A 15737-nucleotide genomic window follows, 5' to 3' on the forward strand; every position below is an offset into this window, starting at 1 on the left:
GCTTCGACGCTATGACACCACCTTGACCACCGAGGGGCGGTCGCGGTCGACGATTTGGTCGAGCGCCTCCTTCGGGTCATCGGGGAGTTCGGGCGATGACTCTGCGGTCGGCGTGGTCTCCGCACTCGGCCCGCCGGACGGCGACGGCGAGACCGAGCCGGACGGGGAGCTGGCGACTGTCGTCTCACCCGAGTCGTCCTGGGTGAAGAACATCGCCGCGCCCCACCCGATGGCACCGGCGACCACGACTGCGAGAACGATGAAGAGTCCGATGACGCCCCTGCGACGGCGTCGATCGGTCGTCGGCGCCGCAGACCGACCCGGGCCTGCGGCAGCGAACCCGACCCCTTGCTGGTGGGGCCCCATCTCCTGCTGCTGGGATCGCATCCCTTGTTGGTAGGGCCCCACTCCCTGCTGATGGGGCTCCATTCCCTGCTGGTGGGGTCCCGCCTCCGGCTGACGAGGAGGAACGCCAGGGCGCTCGGACGCCAGACGCGCGGGCTCGTGTCCCGGATGCTCCTGCTCCCCACCGGGACGCTCTGCTCCGTTCGGGTGCCGCGCCGACGCCGGCTGCTGAGCGGCGATGAAGGGCGAGGCCTCGTTCGGGCGGCCCCATCCCGTCTCCGCTGGGGGACCCCATGCTCCAGGGGCGCCGGCACCCGCGCTGCCCTGTCGAGCAGCCTCGGCGCCGTCGGCGGGACCTCGGTCCCAGCCGTCATCGGACCCCGATCCCCAACCGGTCTCCGCGGCAGGCCCCCATGCGTCCGCGTCACCGGCCCGCGGGCCACGGCCGGGCTGAGGTCCTCCGCTCGCATCATCGCGCGGCCACCCATCGTTCTGGCCACGCCCGCCTCGGGAAGGGTTGTCGCTCATCGGCAGCTCCAGATCGGTCGTCGGACACAGAATTCTGAGAAAAACTCCCTCTGCTGTTTCCAGCCTAATATAGGATGCCACTACAGATGGATATGTCGTTGCGAATGACTGATCACGTCCCCATCAGCCCGGCGCAGCAGGCATCATTGGCGGCAATGAGGTCGGCGACGCACTCGGGCCTGAGCAGTCGAAGGATTCCCCATGAGCACATCGTCCCAGAACCCCGAAGAGCGGTCCCCCGACAGTTCGAAGCGCAGCCCCGAGCACGGCTCCGCGACACCGTCGAAACCCGCGAAGCCGTCGGAAGCTACTAAGCCATCGGAAGCCGCGAGGCCGTCGGGGACCACGAAGCCGTCAGAAACTGCGAAGCCGTCGGCTGCCGGGAAGCCGTCAGCGGCACCGAAGAAGCCCTCCGCCGAGCCCGCCCGCAGCAGCACCCGTCCCGGCAGTTCGGCGTCCGTCAGCTCTAGTCCCGGCAGCTCGACGCCCGACAGCTCTGATCCCAGCAACTCTGATCCCGGCACCTCTGACACCAGCAGCTCCAATCTCAACAGCTCCGCGTCCAGCGGCACCGATGCGGAAGACACCGTCACAGCCGCGCCAGCAGTGGACAGTCGCGAATCGACTTCTCAGAGCGCACCGGGCTCGGACACGAGGGCACCGGGCTCAGGTTCGGACACGAGCGCGCCGACCGAGCAGTTCCCGCGCTTCTCCCCGGAAGCCGCTGCCCAGCAGAACTCCGTGTACTCGCCGGAAGGTTCGCCCTCCCCAAAGCAGGGGACCCCTTACTCCCCGGAAGGATCCGGGTCCCGGCAGCCACAGGGCGAATCCACGCACGGTGCCCCTCCTCAGGGAACTCCGAATCCCCCGTCGACGCCGCCGTGGCAGGGGGCGGGGTCGCAGCATCCGCCCCAGGGGCCCGCTCACCAGGGAGCATCACCGTACCAGGATGCGCCGTATCAGGGAGCCGCCTCGCAGGGATCGCCGTATCAGGGTGCCGCCTCGCAGGGTGCGCCACACCCCCAGCAGGGCACGCCGTACCAGGGTTCACAGTATCCCCAGCAGGGGGCGACCCCGCAGGGCATTCCCTATCCCACATCGAGCGCGGGACCCTCGCCGCGGGCGGCGACATACCTGGCACCGCTTGCCCGCGGAGCCACGTGGAAGGCGGTGCTCATTCCTCCGGGGATCGCCCTGGCCGCCGGCATCCTCGTGTCGATCATCCTCACGGTCGTCGTCATGTCGACCGCCGAGGTCGATTCGGCCTCCCAGACCATGGGCGCGGACACCGACAAGATCGGCTACGCCCTTCCATTCGTCCTCATGGCTCTGGCCCTGTTCGGTTCGGCCGCGTTCCGCTTCGACCTGCAGATCGAGGACTTCGCCTCCGCGAACGGCGCACTCCACCTCTCCGGCGCCCCACTGCTCGTCACGCTCGTCGTCCTCGGGACCCTGTGGTGGTTCACCCAGTGGAGCGAGCGACGCCAGCCGTCTCCCAACCGCGGGTCGACGTGGATCCGGATCGGAATCTCCGCGCTGGCGTTCACCATCGTGCTCTTCCTGCTCCAGCTCATCTTCGCGGCACGGTTCGCGCTCATGGAAGGCGGCGGTGCCGCGCAGTTCGAGTTCTCGGCGGTGACTGCGCGCTCGTTCTTCGTCCCTCTGCTCGTCATCGCCGCGGTGAGCGCGTGGGGCCGAGTCGCCGGCCACTTCAAGGGCACAGAGGCGATCGGCGCCCCGTTCCTCCGCTGGGCTGTTCCGCCTCTGCTCGTCGCATGGGTCCATCTCGTCGTCATGGTCGCCGTGATGTCGATCGTGGCGATCTTCGTCCTGCCCTTCGGTCTCGACGTCCCCGGCCAGGTGGTTCCGCTCGTCTTCATCACGATGGGTCTCATCCTCACTCTGCTCGTCCACCTCGGCGGGGTGACGTTCTCGATACAGGGTGGCTTCGGTTCGGGATCGGGTGGCTTCTCGGACTCGGGAACGTTCTCCGAGTCACTGACGATCTTCAGCGACGAGGCTCCCGGGCAGCTGTGGTTGGGTCTGCTCGCCGTCGTCGTCGCGGTCCTCGCCGCAACGCTCGTCGCCACGGTGACGCGGCAGCCGCGGTGGACGGTGCAGGGTCAGGATCCGAATCAGTGGCATTCTGCGTGGAGGATCCCGCTCGCCTTCGCCGCGGTGTGGGGGATCCTCTCGCTGACGGCGATCCCGATGCGGGCCTCTGTGCGCGGTTCGGCCGGAGCGACGGATGTCTTCGGGTCGATGGCTGCCGGACAGGCCGCACTGAGCACCTTGGCGTGGTCGTTCCTCGTCTTCGCAGTCTGGGGCGGCCTCATCGAGGTGCTCTCGCGCACGCTCGGGCCGCGCCTGGCGCTGACGATGCCTGCGGTGACGCGGTTCCTCGCCGGTCGGGCGACGCACCCGCACTGGGGTCGCGAACTCGGCATGAGCGCTCCGGAGTATCCGCTCATCCATCGCAGCGCGGTCTCCGGCACGCGATCGGGCCAGACACCGCCTCCGCCGCCGCAGACTCCGTTCGGCCCGGCCGGTCCGCAGTCGGGAGCACTGCAGGATTCGAGCGGCAATCCGATTTCGCAGTCAGCACCCGGCTCGGCGTCACAGCCTGCTTCCGGGACGACGTCTCGGTCCGCCTTCGATTCGGCCCTCCACGCGGCCTCCGGCTCGACTGCACAGTCCGCCTCCGGGGCTGCGGATCCATCCGTCTCGGGATCAGCGGCGCAGTCCGCCCCAGACTTCGCCGGACCCTCATCTTCGTGGAGCGCAGACCCATCGCCGAGTCAGACCGGCACGGGATCCACGCGCGCGTGGTCGGAGGCGGGCACCTATTCCGGGGCAGCGTCGGCACCAGCGCAGTCTGCGTACGACGGGCGATCCCCCGGCGCGTCGGGAGGCCCGGCCAAGCCGTTCGACCGGAAGAAGGCCACCGTCGTCGGCGTCATCAGCGGAGTCTCGGTCCTCGTCATCGTCGCCGCGCTCATCGTCGTCACCCAGGTCAACGGTCGGATGTTCGGCCCGGAAGCGGCCGTCGAGAAATACCTTGACCGACTGGCCGACGGAGACGCCGAAGGGGCGCTGTCGATCGCGGATGTCGATGTGCCGGCGGAGCAGAGGCAGCTGCTCACCAACGACGTCCTCGGCGCCGCCAAGGCTCTGCCCACGGACATCACCGTCGCCGATGCCGACGTCTCCGACGACCAGGCCACGGTGTCGGCGACCTTCGACCTGGGAGGAAGCAAGAGCACGACCGACTTCTCCCTGGTCAAGTCGGGTAAGACTGCTCTGTTCTTCGACGATTGGAAGCTGCAGTCACCTGAGCTGTCCTACCTCGCGGTGGAGACTCCCGGGCTGACGACGGTCAAAGTCAACGGCATCGATGTCGACACAGACGGCAGTCAGCTGGCGCTGCCGGCGTTCCCGGCGCTCTACGAAGTCGGGCTCGCCGAGCAGACAGAGCTCATCTCCGCCGACCCCATCGAGGCACGGACGTTCTTCGCCGGCAGCGTCGACGATGCGGACATGGAGGGCGTCGAACCGGCTCTCCTCGCGGCGCAGCCGACCGATGCGTTCCGCAGCGAGGTCGACAAGCAGGTCAAGACCCTCATCGACAGCTGCGCGCAGAAGACCGTCGCCCAGCCCGACGGGTGCCCGTTCGGCTCGTTCAGCGCCGAGAGCTACGACGCGACGAACATCAAGTGGTCCACCTCCTCGTATCCCACGGTCACCGTGGCGGACAGCTCGTCGGATCCGTACTACGACCTGGGAGAGACGACCGGCCCCAACGGCGGTCCTGCCTGGGCCGTCACCTCGGTGACCGAGGGAGAGGCGTTCGTCACCGGCAACTATGATTCGTTCTTCGATGATGACGGCACGTTCGATGACACGGTGACGTTCTCCGTGGACGGGACGGCTGAGATCGTCGACGGGAAGGTCGTCATCACCATCAACGACGGCTACGGATACTGAGACGCCGGGGAATTCGCGGGCCGGGCCGGTGCGCGGTCCACGCTCACATAGGCCCGGCCGCAGCACGCCCCCGCGCCCGCCTTCCCGGTACGCCTGCCAACCCGGGGCACACCATGCCCGGCTCACATCGGCCCGGCGCACAGCACGACCCCGCTCGCGCCGGCCCGGTGCACAGCATGCCTGGCTCGCATCGGTCCGGTGCGCCGTCTCTTCGCGCGCCCGACCTGACACGGGAAGTCCGTGCTCGCACCCGGCCGCCGTCGGGACGTCGGTTGAATCACATCGGCGATCAGACAGTGTGGAAAGGCTACCCTTATCTGTAGACTCGACGTGAACGAACGTCCATCGTCGCCGCGGGGTCTCGACTCGCCGCGGGGGCCAGAGGAGAACCCGTGTCACGAGCATCCATCAACGCCTTCGAAGCCACCGTCATCGGCATCGAGGATCTCAGTCCCGCCTTCCGTCGCATCACGTTCGGAGGTCCCGGACTCGCCGGCTTCGGCGTCACCGACCATCCGCGCGACCTGAGGATCAAGCTCGTCATTCCCCCAGGCGGCACGACCGCTCCCGCTTTCGACCTTGTGGGGTTCTTCAGCGAGCAGGCACAGGCCGGGACCTCGTGGTACCAGGCGTGGTTGCAGCTCGACGAGGCGCTGCGCGGGTGCATGCGCACGTACACGGTCCGCGAGTGGCGAGACGAGGCCCGTGAGCTCGTCGTCGACATGGTCCTTCACACGGACGAGGCAGGACATTCGGGTCCGGCCGCGAGCTGGGCCGAGACCGCAGAGATCGGTCACCGCCTTCACATCATCGGACCGTCGCGCGATCACGACGGCGATTACGGCGGGATCGAGTTCCGATCCGGCGACGCCGATCAGCTCCTCCTCGCCGGAGATGAGACCGCCGTGCCGGCCATCGCCTCGATCCTCGAATCACTGGTCGGGGGCAGCGTGCGTGGGAAGGCGGTCATCGAGGTCCCCAGCCCTGCCGATGTCCTCGATCTCACCCTCCCCGACGGATTCGAGATCGAATGGCTCCCCCGTGGTGATGCTGAGTTCGGCGCCAAACTCGAGCCCGCAGTCCGGGCGGCGGTGAAGGCGGAGAGAAGGGTCCTCGCCGAGGTGGGAGGATCAGGCTCGGGCGTCGAGCTCCCGGACGTCGACATCGATTCCGAGATCCTCTGGGACGTTCCCTCCCAGCTCTCTCAGGCCGCCCAGAGCAGTTCGAGCGACAGCACGGCCCGGCCGTTCTACGCGTGGATCGCCGGTGAGGCGGGACCGGTCAAACGCCTGCGTCGGTATCTTGTCCAGGAGATCGGCGTCGATCGCAAACAGGTGGCGTTCATGGGCTATTGGCGTCAGGGCAAGGCCGAAGGCTGAGCGGATCACACCGCCGTCCGTGCGCCTTGGGGCGTGCTTCGGTCAGCCCGAGCGCTCGGCGGACGCTCGCAGCGAGCTCACGATCTGCGGTCCGATCGCACATGCGGCCCCAACGAGGCAGAGGACTCCGCCCGCGGCTGCCAGCGGCGGCGGCACCTCGGCGAGGATGATCCATGAGAGAAGAACGACGATCGCCGGGACGAGAAGGCTTGAGGAGCTGAGCAGGCCGGCCGGGAGAACGCGGATAGCGAATCCCCAGAGATTGAACGCGATCGCAGTCGGCACGACGCCGAGGTAGACGACCTGGAGGGTGATGCCGATGGGTGCGGCGGCCACCTCGGCGACGAGGCTCGGAGTGAAGACGAGACACGCAACTGTGCCGGCGAGGATACCGAGCCACGTCACGGTCACGGAGTCCTCGCGCGAGAGGAAGTGCTTCTGGAGGAGCACACATGCCGCGTAGAGCACGGCGGCGACGAGGCTGAGGACCAGTCCACCTAAGGTGATGACTCCGGTGAAACTCGCTGCCGTGATCAGCCCGATGCCGCCGAGCGAGATGAGTATGCCGAGCAGGAGGCGCCAGGGCAGCCCCTCGCGGAGGACGATGCCTGCGAAGACCGCGATGATGAGCGGTGCGACATTGACGATCATCGAGGCGGTGCCGGCGTCGATGGAATGCTCCGCTGCGTTGAGGACGACGACATAGGCGGCGAACCACGCCACTCCCCAGAGGGCGACGATGAGCCAGGCGCGCATCGATGAGGGGAACCGCGGGCGCCGGATGAGCATCCACAGCGAGAGCACGGCGGCTGCGGCAAGGCAGCGCAGCAGTGCCATCGCTCCGGGGTTGAAGTGGGCAGCTGCGTCACGGATGACGACGAAGGACGACGCCCAGAAGACCATGGTCAGCAGTGCGGCAACCCATGGCAATGCGGGGAAGCGGACGGAGAGAGGCAGCGATCGGCCGGTCGGCGCGGTGGCCAGCGGTGTCGCCGTGGTGTCCACAGCGTCGTCGGCTGCCCTCGACGAGCCTTCTCGCTCTGGATTGCGTCTCATATCTGTGATTATTACGGTTCTCATCGTAAGGGAAAAGCGCACGCTCTTGCACAACTGTGCACGGTATTCGTACGGTTGGGGTATGCACTCCGTCGCGCATCTGCAGTCATTCAAGTCGGTCGCGATGACGGGCTCGGTCCGCTCTGCCGCTCATCATCTCGGACTCTCACCGTCAGCCGTCAGTCATCATCTCAAGCTGCTCGAACGCGAAACCGGTCTCACCCTATTCACCCGGCGCGGACGCGGACTGTGCCTGACAGAAACGGGCGCCTCCATCCTCGGAGAGATAGAGGCGGTTCTCGATTCATCGAGTCGACTGCAGCAGCGGATCTCCGAACTGCAGGAGAGCCGTGTGAACCGGCTGTCGATCGGGTACTTCGCGTCGGCTGGGACGAGATGGCTGCCGGAGCTCGTCGCCTACCTCGAGAACCGCTACCCTGATACCGCCGTTCAGCTCAATCTCGCGGAAGGACCGTGGAGGGAGCTGAGCTCCGATATTCAGCTGGTCATCTCTGAGTCGCAGGAACTGCGCTTTCCCGTCGAGGTCGACAGCAACCTGCTCGTCGCAGACCCGTATGTCGTCGCTGTTCCCGACGACCATCGGATCGCCTCTCCCGACTCGATCTCGCTCGCTGAGCTCGAAGAGCTGCAGTGGATCGACAATGACATCGGCGACGGACCCTGCCGAACGATTCTCTTCGACGCATGTGCGCGAGCCGGCGTACGGATCCACTTCAAGCATGAGGCGCATTCCTTCCCGACGGCCCTGCACATGGTCAGTCGCGGACTCGGTGTGACGATCCTTCCCCGGCTCGGCATCGACCCGCTGCCGCCGGGAGTGCGAATCGTGCCACTGGCGGATCCCGCTCCGACGCGATACATCCACGCAATCAGCGATCCGGGGCATCCGCAACAGGAGCTCATCGCCGATGCCATCTCCGCCTTGCGGGATCTCGCTGTCAACGACACCCCACAGACTCCTTCTCACGGATGACATCGCACTAATGGCGTCATACGGATTACTTTCTACGGATGGCGTCATACAAATGGCGTCGCACGGATGACGTCATGCGGATGAGGTCCGAGAGATTGCGTGAACAGGTGCTTCAACTCAGCCGATGAGGACAGGGCTGTGCCCTCACCCGGTGCCCCGCTGTTGATCCTGACCAGTCCCGTCAGAGTGATCATCTCTCACCGTGTCGGGGTGGTCGTCGAAGAGGGACGCGATGATCTCCTCGGCCAGGAACCGCGGATGCAACAGTGGTCGTCGGGCAGGATCCACCGACGCCGGTGGTCTCCACGCCGGACGCCCATCCAGAAGCATGAGCATCTCCCAGTCGCAGCGATCCAACAGGTGATGGTGGGCACTGCAGGCCAGAGCCAGATTGTTGATCGTCGTCTTCCCACCCCTGGCCCAGGGCACCACATGATTGGCCTCACACCACCCCGGGGGCGCATCACACCCGGGGAACGTACACCTGTCAAGCCCCGGGTTTCGTAGAGGCTCCTATTCTTGGTTTCCTAAGCAGCCGCGGGTTCTGTCCCGGACTGGTTGATCCATTCGGAATGGACCTCGACGGGCGGTCGGTAGTTAATCGCTGAATGCAACCTGGACTGGTTGTACCAAGCCACCCACTTCGACGTCTCCGCCATCACCTCGATCAACCCCGACCACCCCTTCCGGTCGATGAGTTCGGCCTTGTAGACCGAGTTCAGCGCCTCGGCCATGGCGTTGTCGTACGAATCCCCACGCGACCCCACCGACGCCACGACCTCGGATTCCGCCAGGGTCTCGCCATAGCGAATCGATCGGAATTGCACCCCGCGATCCGAGTGGTGCACCAGCCCGGAAACGTCTTCACCGGCCCGATATTTCGCAGCGAGAGCCATCGTCAGAGCGTCCCTGGCCAGGGACTCCCGCATGTGGTTCGTCACCTGCCAGCCGACGATCTCCCTGTGGAAGACATCGAGGATGAACGTCGTGTATACCCACCCAGCAGTCGTCGGAACATAGGTGATGTCCGCGACCCATAGACAATTGGGTGCCGGTGCTGCGAACTCACGCTCGACAAGATCATCCGGACACTCCTCAGCCCTAGCCGAAGCCGTCTTCGGGCGCTTCCTCCTGCGTCGAATACCGTCGATGCCTAACTGGCGCATCAACCGCTCCACCGTGCAGCGGGCCACCGGGCCGAACTGATCCGCGTACTCGCGGTTGATCGCCTTCCACATCTTCCGCACCCCGTAACACGAGTAGTTCGCCTCATAGACATCCTGGATGACGACCATCAGCGCCTGGTCTCGGCGGGCCCTGGCCGATGGTTCGCGTTTCTTGAACGCGTAATACGAGCTCACAGCAATCCGTGCCGCAGTCCCGGACAGGGCGCGTACGATTGGCTCGACTCCGAACTCGTGACGATTGTCGTCGATGAAGACGACAATCACTTCGATGGGCGGTCGAGCTCCGCCGCGAAGAAAGCCGACGCTCTCTTCAAGATCTCGTTGGCCCGCTTCGCTTCAGCCAACTCCGCCCGCAGCCGACGGTTCTCCGCTTCCAAATCGACTGACTCAGTCGGTGTGGCCTTGCCGGAGTCTTTGTGCTTACGGACCCAGACTCGCAGGGTCTCTTTGCTCAGACCGAGCTCGCCGGCGACACGGGTGATTGCCCCGTTCGCCGTCTCCGGATCGGCCTGAGCATGAATGACGAGTTCGACGGCGCGAGCCTTGAGTTCGTCGGTGTATTTCACTGGCAAGAGAGAATCTCCTTCTTCCAATCTCCCTGCCTCTATTATCCCCGGGGCGATTCAGGTCGCCGGGATGGGCGGTGTCGTCTGGGATCGGGTGTTCGGGGTCCTGTGAGGGAGCATCGCCGGGCCACTCCCCCGTCTCTTCTCCGCCGTTGTCTCGGCGAGGTCCGAAGAGGTCGATATCGGAGTCATCGATCGTGGAGAAGTAGTCGAATGCGGGGTCCTCGGGGACCGGGGTGTTGGTGGTGACGGGGTCGAGGGCGTCGAAGTCGTCGGCGAGGGGGTGTCCGGTGAGGTCGAATCCGGCCTGGGCGAGTTGGTCGCGCAGTGACTGGAGTTCTTCGCTGATCGCCTCGTCACGTGGACCATCAGCCGCGGGTGTCCTGCGGGAGTTCGTCGACGTCTCATCGGGCCCGGGCGCATTCTGCGAGGGAGTCGGAGCGTGTCGCTTCGGCTTCTTCGGGGTGCGGTCCGGGGTGAGAGTCATGGCCTCCTGGTCCATTCATCAACGTCGGTGTTGATGCTCCTAGTATACACGTGTTTCGGTGTTGTCAATGGTTTTCTTTGTTTTTTGTTCGACTATTTGACTACTGTTCGATGTTCTTCGAATCTGTCGTCAACTCTTCTTGTTCTCAACTTTGCTGTGTGTGTGATGGTCTGCGCTTGTGATCAGGGGCGGTCCTCTCATCGCGGCCGTTGGTGGCCTCGTCGTGGCGCCTGCGCAGGCGCGTCGAGGGTCTGACAGCGGAGGGGTCGGCACGGCCTGGTTGTGGGTGATCCTACGAGCAGGTGCTGACGCCGGGGCACGGCGCGGCCGCCGCGCAGTCCCGAAGCACACCCGCGCAGTCCCGAAGCACACCTGCGCAGTCCCGAAGCACACCCGCGCAGTCCCGAGGCACACCCGCACCGAACCGCCCAGGCCGACACCGCCCGGTCTACGATGAGGAGACGATCGCGCCGCACCGGCGGTGACTTCGGCCGGAAGGGGACGACTGCATGCGACCGATGACCGATCTCGACACCGAGACTCTGCGCGAATACTACCGGAACTTCGCCGGCGTCGAGGCGGCCGGCACCTCCCCGATCTACGTCGACTGGGCGAGCGGTGTCGCCGAGGACGAGGCGGTCCTCCGCCTCCTTCTCGACCTTCCCCGGCCCAAACGCCAGGCGAATCTGCTCTTCGGAGCGGCCAGACACCTCGGCGCCGGTGAAGGCGACTACGCGCAGCTGCGCACGTGGCTGCTCGAGCACTGGGACGAGACCCGCTCGCTCATGCTCGCCCGCTCGACGCAGACGAACGAGGCCGGTCGGTGCGCCGTCCTGCTGCCGGCGTTGGCGCAGATCAACGGGCCTATCTCGCTCATCGAAGTCGGCGCCTCGGCGGGGCTGTGCCTCTATCCCGATCGCTACAGCTACACGTATCGGACCGTCGCCGTCCCCGGGGAGAACGTCTCGATCGCCGACCGGGAGTCAGGTGCTGGAGGGTCAGGCACAGGAGGGTCCGGAGCCGGAGAGTCCGGAGCCGGAGAGTCCGGCGCCAAGGAGTCGGACTCAGCGGAGCACGGCACAGGAGAGCTCGGCACCGTCCGACTCGATCCCGTCGACGGCCCGAGCACCGTCCGACTCGATCCCGTCGACGGCCCGAGCACCGTCGATCTCGAGTGCACGCTCACCGGCACAGCGCCGCCGACTCGCCTCCCCGGGGTCGTCTGGCGCGCGGGGATCGACCTCAACCCTCTCGACGTCACCGACCCCGAGGACCGCGCATGGCTGCGCTCGCTCATCTGGCCCGAGCACACCGTCCGCCGCGACCGCCTCGACGCCGCTGCCGCCATCGCCGCCGCCGACCCGCCGAGGTTGGTCACCGGTGATCTCGTCGCCGGCGTGGAATCGCTCATCGCCGAGGCCCCGGCCGACTCACAGGTCGTCGTGTTCCACAGCGCTGTCCTCGCCTATGTCGACCCACCACACCGAGCCGCCTTCGCCGACCTCATGCGCTCCCGCGACGACGTCGTCTGGGTGAGCAACGAGGGCGAGCGCGTGCTGCCCGAGATCGGCGACCAGCTGCGTGACCTCGGCATCGAGAGTTCCGGCGGCCGCTTCGTCCTCGCCGTCGACGGCATCGCAACCGCCCTCACCGGACCCCACGGGCAGAGCTACGAGAGCCTGCAGAGCTGCGAGGGCCTGAGGACACCACTGCCCCAGGCACCGTAGGCATTCCGTGAAACCAGAGCACTTCGGCAACCACGGCATCCGTCGAACGCGAACTGTCCGCCGGACCGTCCCGCGAACCGTCCCGCGAACTGTCCGGCGGACCCTCCGGCACACCCCAATCCGAACAGCCCCACCCCGACCCGGCTCCACCCCGACCCAGCCCGGGCCGATTCAGGCTCACTGCGGAGCAGGCTCCTGGGTCGTATCGATCATCCACGGCACTCCGAACTGGTCGATGCACGCCCCGAATCCCGCCGACCAGAATGTCGGCGCGAACGGCATCTGCACCTCACCGCCCTCGGCGAGGACGTCGAAGATCCGCTTCGCCACCTCCGGATCGGGAGCGGCATAGAAGAGGGCGACCCCGGTCATCGCGTCCCCTGTGCCCGTCGGATCGTCGGCGCCCATGATCCGCGAATCACCGAGGTCGAGCTCGGCGTGCATGACCGAATCCTCGGGTGCGCCGGGCATCCGCGCCTCGGGAGGCGCGTCCTTGGCGAGCGCGATCGTGAGATCACCGCCGAGGATGTCGCGGTAGCGTTCGAACGCGGCGGCGCACTGGCCGCCGCTGATGAAGACGTGGGGACTGACCGGCATGGCTTCTCACCTCATGACGTGGACGGATAGACCGCACGACCGGCTCCGTTGCCGGTCGTCGTGACTCAAGTATGCCCCGACCGTCCCGCCGGGGACAGACGTTCCCGCCGGCGACAGCGATTCCCGCACCGCGTCCCCACCGCGCCCACCCCGTCGACGACAGAGGCTCACGCCCACGCGACGACGAGGCGGGCCGCCTCGGCGGGGATCGTCGGATCGACCCCGGTCACCTCGGCGAATCGCCGCAGCCGGTTGGCGACGGTGTTGCGATGGCAGTAGAGCACGGCAGCCGTCCGTCCGATGCTCCCGGTCTCGAGGTACGCCCCGGTCGCCTCGACGAGGCGCTCCCGCTCCGCCGTCCCGCACGCGGCGAGGGCCTCGTCGATGTCGCCGCCGACGGTCTTCCCCGTCGCATTGAGAGCCTGCGCCGCGAGCCTGGCCCACCCCCGACTCCACGTCATCGCTCCCGTCTCACCTGGGGTGATGGCCTGCGCGAGATCCCTGGCGGTGAGCGCGAGGCGACGCAGGGACGCGATCCCGGCGGCCGTGACCAACCCGACCCTCGCATCGGCGAGGCGGGCGTCGATCCCCGTCCGCCGCACCCCTGCCGCGGATGCGAAAGCGATGAGGACCCCGCCGAGGTGGTGGGTGAACATCGTCCCGCCCGTGCTCTCGTGTGCGGAGACGAGGACGCGCAGGTCCGGGGTGTCCTCCTCGCGGGAGGCGGCGACGATGAGCTCCTCGGTCGGATCGATCCCCAGCGCCGAGGCGATCGTGGCCAACCGCTCGTCCGTGGGGTTCACGTCCTGGAAGAGCGAGGCGATGTAGCCCTGGCGGACCGAGGACTCCTCGGCGCGCATCCGCTGCAGCTCGGCCGTGTAGGCCCGCTGGACCTGGAGGACGTACTCGTCGACGGTGCTGAGCACGTCACCGGTGTGGCGGATGACGAGTTCGGCGTCGTCCCGGGTGGCGACGCGGGTGAGCGCCTCCCAGAGCACGGTGAAATCGTGGCGGATCGCCGTCATCAGCGCCTCGAGCGGGATGCCCGCTCGGGCGCGGGAGACGCCGACCTCGGTCGAAACGGCAACGACCCCGTCGAAGCCGCCGGCGCGCAGACCGTCGATGAGGGTGGTGAACGAGTTCCTGCCGGTGCGGCGCAGTTCGGAGACGGGGATCGGCGCGGGGTCGTAGCCTGGGACGGTGACGACGCGGTCCATGAAGGACTCGGTGAGCTCGTCGAGGTCGAGGGCGTCGAGGAGTTCGAACCACCGCTGCCGATCGCCGGGCAGCGGCCGATCATGGAGGCGGCCGTCGTTCGCACTCATGTCGTCAGTGTATGTGCATATGCACAATCCCGACCGGGACAATTGCGGCAATTCTCCGTGGAGACCGAGCGATCTCACTCGGTAATGTTCTGAGTCACACGGTCGTCCGCCCCGACCCGCTCAGACGGACGCCCGACTCGCCCAGCCGAACGCCCGACCCACGCAGGCGGACGCCCGACCCCGCAGTCGCAGAACCGCCCACGCAATCGACGGAGATCACGCATGAGCAACGACCCCACCACCTCGGCGATCGAATACGACGCGACGCAGGAACTCAGCGTCAAGGACGCGAACAAGGTCGCCGCCGGGGCACTCATCGGCACCGCGCTCGAATGGTATGACTTCTTCCTCTTCAGCGCCGCCGCCGCGCTGATCTTCAACGTCCAGTACTTCACCTCGGAAAACGCCACCGCCGCAGCCCTCGCGTCGTTCGCGACCTTCGGCGTCGGCCTGGCCGCCCGCCCCATCGGCGGCATCATCTTCGGTCGGATGGGTGACAGGATCGGACGTCGTCGGGTCCTCATGATCACGATCGTCGGCATCGGCATCGTCACCGGCCTCATCGGCATGCTCCCGACGTACGCGGCGATCGGGTTCGCCGCCCCGGTCCTCCTCGTCCTCCTGCGCATCGCGCAGGGTCTCTTCGTCGGCGGCGAATGGTCGGGGGCGATGACGCTCGTCGTCGAGAACGCCCCGCTCCACCTGCGCGCCCGCTACGCCGCGATCCCGCAGATCGGCTCGCCGATCGGCACGATCCTCTCCTCGGGCGGCTTCTTCGTCATGACCCTGCTCCTCTCACAGGAGAACTTCAACTCGTGGGGCTGGCGGATCCCGTTCCTCGTCGCCATCCCACTCCTCCTCGTCGCCGTCTACATCCGCAGCCGCCTCGAGGAGTCCCCGGTCTTCCGCCAGCTCGAGGAGTCCGGTGAGGTCGAGAAGAGCCCGATCTCGACGACTCTCAAGCGCAGCTGGAAGCAGATCATCGTCGGCATGGCGGCAGCACTCCTCGGCGTCGGCGGCTTCTATCTCGTCACCGCCTTCTGCGTCTACTACGGCGTGAACATCCTCGGCTACGACGACTCGCTCCTCCTGCTCGGCAGCATGGTCGCCGCCGCGGTCGAGATCCTCATCCTCATCTGGGGAGGGATGCTCGGGGCGAAGTACGGCGCGAGCAGGGTCATCCTCTGGGGCGGCATCGCCTCGGCGGTCATCGCGGTCCCCGCGTTCCTCCTCTTCGAGTCCGGACAGCCGGTCCTCATCGTCATCGCCATGACAATCGCCGTCGGAGCGCTCTCCCTGCCGTATGCGGCCTCGGGCACGGTGCTCACCGGGCTCTTCCCCCCGACGACCCGCTACACCGGGGTGGGCATGGCGCAGAACGCCGCGGGCATGCTCTCGGGCTTCATCCCGCTGCTCGCGACCGGGTTCGTCGTCTCGGCGAACGACCATTGGTGGCCGGCCGCGGCGATGCTCATCTTCCTCTCCCTCTTCACGGCGTTCGCCGGAGCGATCGCGCCGAGGCTGAGCGTCGACCTCCCCGGCTTCAAGCACTGAGCACTCGG

Annotated in this window: 13 protein-coding genes and 1 other annotated feature; of the genes, 5 read left to right on the forward strand and 8 right to left on the reverse strand. The window is 66.9% G+C overall.

Annotated features, from left to right (window positions below; translation table 11 throughout):
* Nucleotides 1-9 precede the first annotated feature (9 nt).
* The gene (locus ACQ1RG_RS04005) at nt 10-387 is read right to left on the reverse strand and encodes a hypothetical protein (protein WP_430600559.1); all 378 of its coding nucleotides are present in this window, start codon (nt 385-387) and stop codon (nt 10-12) included.
* 629 nt (nt 388-1016) lie between these two features.
* A complete protein-coding gene (locus ACQ1RG_RS04010) occupies nt 1017-1466 on the reverse strand; it encodes a hypothetical protein (RefSeq protein ID WP_141236318.1) in 450 nt (149 codons plus the stop codon).
* Nucleotides 1467-2043: 577 nt separating this feature from the next.
* Between ACQ1RG_RS04010 and ACQ1RG_RS04015 the strand changes: the two genes are divergently transcribed.
* Complete coding sequence (locus ACQ1RG_RS04015) at nt 2044-4857, forward strand: hypothetical protein (RefSeq protein WP_009376717.1); 2814 nt, start codon at nt 2044-2046, stop codon at nt 4855-4857.
* Between the two features lie 392 nt (nt 4858-5249).
* Nucleotides 5250-6236 carry a siderophore-interacting protein gene (locus ACQ1RG_RS04020; protein WP_009376725.1) on the forward strand — a complete coding sequence of 329 codons (987 nt, stop codon included), beginning with the start codon at nt 5250-5252 and terminating at the stop codon, nt 6234-6236.
* Between the two features lie 42 nt (nt 6237-6278).
* Here ACQ1RG_RS04020 and ACQ1RG_RS04025 read toward each other — a convergent pair whose 3' ends face one another.
* On the reverse strand, nt 6279-7292 hold the full coding sequence (locus tag ACQ1RG_RS04025; RefSeq protein ID WP_081590971.1) for a DMT family transporter: 1014 nt from the start codon (nt 7290-7292) through the stop codon (nt 6279-6281).
* 82 nt (nt 7293-7374) lie between these two features.
* Here ACQ1RG_RS04025 and ACQ1RG_RS04030 point away from each other — a divergent pair, with 82 nt between their 5' ends.
* The gene (locus ACQ1RG_RS04030; protein ID WP_009376729.1) at nt 7375-8286 is read left to right on the forward strand and encodes a LysR family transcriptional regulator; all 912 of its coding nucleotides are present in this window, start codon (nt 7375-7377) and stop codon (nt 8284-8286) included.
* 144 nt (nt 8287-8430) lie between these two features.
* Here ACQ1RG_RS04030 and ACQ1RG_RS04035 read toward each other — a convergent pair whose 3' ends face one another.
* The 3 genes from ACQ1RG_RS04035 to ACQ1RG_RS04045 form a co-directional block, all read right to left on the reverse strand.
* Nucleotides 8431-8718, reverse strand: coding sequence for an HNH endonuclease (locus ACQ1RG_RS04035; RefSeq protein WP_430600560.1), 288 nt, complete (start codon nt 8716-8718; stop codon nt 8431-8433).
* A 95-nt stretch (nt 8719-8813) separates the two neighbouring features.
* Complete coding sequence (locus tag ACQ1RG_RS04040) at nt 8814-9737, reverse strand: IS3 family transposase (RefSeq protein WP_009381362.1); 924 nt, start codon at nt 9735-9737, stop codon at nt 8814-8816.
* Nucleotides 9645-9773, reverse strand: a sequence feature (AL1L pseudoknot). It overlaps the preceding gene by 93 nt.
* Nucleotides 9734-10039 (reverse strand): transposase, encoded by a 306-nt coding sequence (locus ACQ1RG_RS04045; RefSeq protein ID WP_009381361.1) that lies wholly within the window; start codon nt 10037-10039, stop codon nt 9734-9736. Its footprint overlaps the feature before it by 40 nt. The genes ACQ1RG_RS04040 and ACQ1RG_RS04045 overlap by 4 nt, the downstream gene beginning before the upstream one ends.
* Nucleotides 10040-11044: 1005 nt before the next feature.
* On the opposite strand from ACQ1RG_RS04045, the gene ACQ1RG_RS04050 reads away from it, so the two are divergent.
* A complete protein-coding gene (locus ACQ1RG_RS04050; RefSeq protein ID WP_240941165.1) occupies nt 11045-12253 on the forward strand; it encodes a DUF2332 domain-containing protein in 1209 nt (402 codons plus the stop codon).
* 177 nt (nt 12254-12430) lie between these two features.
* Here the strand turns inward: ACQ1RG_RS04050 and ACQ1RG_RS04055 are convergent, their stop codons facing one another.
* Together ACQ1RG_RS04055 and ACQ1RG_RS04060 are read right to left on the reverse strand one after the other, a co-directional pair.
* Nucleotides 12431-12850 carry a VOC family protein gene (locus tag ACQ1RG_RS04055; RefSeq protein WP_009376740.1) on the reverse strand — a complete coding sequence of 140 codons (420 nt, stop codon included), beginning with the start codon at nt 12848-12850 and terminating at the stop codon, nt 12431-12433.
* Between the two features lie 167 nt (nt 12851-13017).
* Entirely contained in the window at nt 13018-14175 is a 1158-nt protein-coding gene (locus tag ACQ1RG_RS04060; protein ID WP_167560084.1) for a helix-turn-helix domain-containing protein, read from the reverse strand.
* Between the two features lie 222 nt (nt 14176-14397).
* Here ACQ1RG_RS04060 and ACQ1RG_RS04065 point away from each other — a divergent pair, with 222 nt between their 5' ends.
* A complete protein-coding gene (locus tag ACQ1RG_RS04065) occupies nt 14398-15729 on the forward strand; it encodes an MFS transporter (protein WP_167560086.1) in 1332 nt (443 codons plus the stop codon).
* Nucleotides 15730-15737 lie beyond the last annotated feature (8 nt).

Origin of the sequence: Brevibacterium sp. K72, assembly GCF_050562175.1 — a bacterium.
Classification (GTDB): Bacteria; Actinomycetota; Actinomycetes; order Actinomycetales; family Brevibacteriaceae; genus Brevibacterium; species Brevibacterium casei.

Coding starts and splice junctions, on each gene's coding strand:
- ACQ1RG_RS04065 (WP_167560086.1), top strand. CDS start 14,398: ATGAGCAACGACCCCACCACCTCGGCGATCGAATACGACGCGACGCAG.
- ACQ1RG_RS04025 (WP_081590971.1), bottom strand. CDS start 7,292: ATGAGACGCAATCCAGAGCGAGAAGGCTCGTCGAGGGCAGCCGACGAC.
- ACQ1RG_RS04060 (WP_167560084.1), bottom strand. CDS start 14,175: ATGAGTGCGAACGACGGCCGCCTCCATGATCGGCCGCTGCCCGGCGAT.
- ACQ1RG_RS04005 (WP_430600559.1), bottom strand. CDS start 387: ATGCGATCCCAGCAGCAGGAGATGGGGCCCCACCAGCAAGGGGTCGGG.
- ACQ1RG_RS04050 (WP_240941165.1), top strand. CDS start 11,045: ATGACCGATCTCGACACCGAGACTCTGCGCGAATACTACCGGAACTTC.
- ACQ1RG_RS04030 (WP_009376729.1), top strand. CDS start 7,375: ATGCACTCCGTCGCGCATCTGCAGTCATTCAAGTCGGTCGCGATGACG.
- ACQ1RG_RS04055 (WP_009376740.1), bottom strand. CDS start 12,850: ATGCCGGTCAGTCCCCACGTCTTCATCAGCGGCGGCCAGTGCGCCGCC.